At 53.8% G+C, this 2,500-nt stretch carries 2 rRNA genes (1 of these 2 cut by a window edge); both read left to right on the top strand.

From position 1 onward, the window contains the following. A 23S ribosomal RNA gene (locus V9K93_RS20755) occupies nucleotides 1–2,301 on the top strand (it extends 579 nt beyond the left edge of the window). A 125-nt stretch (nucleotides 2,302–2,426) separates the two neighbouring features. Continuing rightward, nucleotides 2,427–2,500, top strand: a 5S ribosomal RNA gene (rrf, locus tag V9K93_RS20750); the annotation flags it as partial.

The raw sequence follows: 2,500 nt of genomic DNA, 5'->3' as shown, positions 1-2,500 counted from the left end.
CGTGGCAAGCTTAACCGTATAGGGGAGGCGAAGGGAAACCGAGTCTGATAAGGGCGCATAGTCGCGGGCAGTAGACCCGAAACCGGGTGATCTAGTCATGGCCAGGGTGAAGGTGCCGTAACAGGTACTGGAGGCCCGAACCCACGTCTGTTGCAAAAGACGGGGATGAGCTGTGATTAGGAGTGAAAAGCTAATCGAACCCGGAGATAGCTGGTTCTCCTCGAAAGCTATTTAGGTAGCGCCTCATATGTATCCTCTCGGGGGTAGAGCACTGTTATGGCTAGGGGGTCATCGCGACTTACCAAACCATTGCAAACTCCGAATACCGAGACGGACTGTATGGGAGACACACGGCGGGTGCTAACGTCCGTCGTGAAAAGGGAAACAACCCAGACCCACAGCTAAGGTCCCAAATTTTGTGCTAAGTGGAAAACCATGTGGAAAGGCACAGACAGCCAGGAGGTTGGCTTAGAAGCAGCCACCCTTTAAAGAAAGCGTAATAGCTCACTGGTCGAGTCGGTCTGCGGGGAAGATTTAACGGGGCTAAGCACAAAACCGAAGCTTGGGGTGCATAACTTTGTTATGCGCGGTAGAGGAGCGTTCCGTAAGCCGTTGAAGGTGGATTGAGAAGTCTGCTGGAGGTATCGGAAGTGCGAATGCTGACATGAGTAACGATAATGCGGGTGAAAAACCCGCACGCCGAAAGCCCAAGGTTTCCTTGCGCAACGTTAATCGGCGCAGGGTGAGTCGGCCCCTAAGGCGAGGACGAAAGTCGTAGTCGATGGAAAGCAGGTTAATATTCCTGCACCTCGCGTAAGTGCGATGGAGGGACGGAGAAGGTTAGGTGTACCAGGCGTTGGTTGTCCTGGGGAAAGGCGGTAGGTTTGGATCTTTGGCAAATCCGGGATCCTTTAAGACCGAGCACCGAGACGAGCCTTTATGGCGAAGTCACTGATACCACGCTTCCAGGAAAAGCTCCTAAGCTTCAGCTTACGCAGACCGTACCGTAAACCGACACAGGTGGGTAGGATGAGAATTCTCAGGCGCTTGAGAGAACTCGGGTGAAGGAACTAGGCAACATGGCACCGTAACTTCGGGAGAAGGTGCACCCTTTTTGGTGGCTCGTGCGAGCTATAGCTGAAGAGGGTCGCAGTAACCAGGCCGCTGCGACTGTTTATCAAAAACACAGCACTCTGCAAACACGAAAGTGGACGTATAGGGTGTGACGCCTGCCCGGTGCTGGAAGGTTAATTGATGGGGTCAGCCGCAAGGCGAAGCTCTTGATCGAAGCCCCAGTAAACGGCGGCCGTAACTATAACGGTCCTAAGGTAGCGAAATTCCTTGTCGGGTAAGTTCCGACCTGCACGAATGGCGTAACGACAGCGGCGCTGTCTCCACCCGAGACTCAGTGAAATTGAAATCGCTGTGAAGATGCAGCGTTCCCGTGGCAAGACGGAAAGACCCCGTGAACCTTTACTATAGCTTTACACTGAACGTTGAGTTCGTCTGTGTAGGATAGGTGGGAGGCTATGAAACTGTGGCGCTAGCTGCAGTGGAGCCATCCTTGAAATACCACCCTGTCGTGCTTGACGTTCTAACCTGGGCCCATTATCTGGGTCGGGGACCGTGTATGGTGGGTAGTTTGACTGGGGCGGTCTCCTCCTAAAGAGTAACGGAGGAGCTCGAAGGTACGCTCAGCGCGGTCGGACATCGCGCACTGTGTGCAAAGGCATAAGCGTGCTTGACTGCAAGATCGACGGATCAAGCAGGTAGGAAACTAGGACTTAGTGATCCGGTGGTTCTGTATGGAAGGGCCATCGCTCAACGGATAAAAGGTACTCCGGGGATAACAGGCTGATACCGCCCAAGAGTTCATATCGACGGCGGTGTTTGGCACCTCGATGTCGGCTCATCACATCCTGGGGCTGTAGTCGGTCCCAAGGGTATGGCTGTTCGCCATTTAAAGTGGTACGCGAGCTGGGTTCAGAACGTCGTGAGACAGTTCGGTCCCTATCTGCCATGGGCGTTGGAGATTTGAGAGGGGCTGCTCCTAGTACGAGAGGACCGGAGTGGACGAACCTCTGGTGTTCCGGTTGTCACGCCAGTGGCATTGCCGGGTAGCTATGTTCGGAAGCGATAACCGCTGAAAGCATCTAAGCGGGAAGCGCGCCTCAAGATGAGATCTCCCGGGGCACAAGCCCCCTGAAGGAACCATATAGACTATGTGGTTGATAGGTCAGGTGTGTAAGTACAGCAATGTATTGAGCTAACTGATACTAATGATCCGTGTGGCTTGACCATATAACCTCAAGTTGCCTTGGCTTTACGACAACGTCGTAAGAGCATCCAAGTGCACGCTACGTCACAAGAACTATGCGAGGCTGGCGCCTTGTCCTCCGGGACGAGTGCGACTCTCCAAAAGCCTCCCTGGTGAAATTAGCGCTATGGAACCACCCGATCCCATCCCGAACTCGGAAGTGAAACGTAGCTGCGCCGATGG

This window comes from Stenotrophomonas sp. CCNWLW162, assembly GCF_037203745.1.
In the GTDB taxonomy this organism is placed as follows: domain Bacteria; phylum Pseudomonadota; class Gammaproteobacteria; order Xanthomonadales; family Xanthomonadaceae; genus Stenotrophomonas; species Stenotrophomonas maltophilia_AQ.
This window is presented reverse-complemented; position numbering and strand designations above follow the sequence as displayed.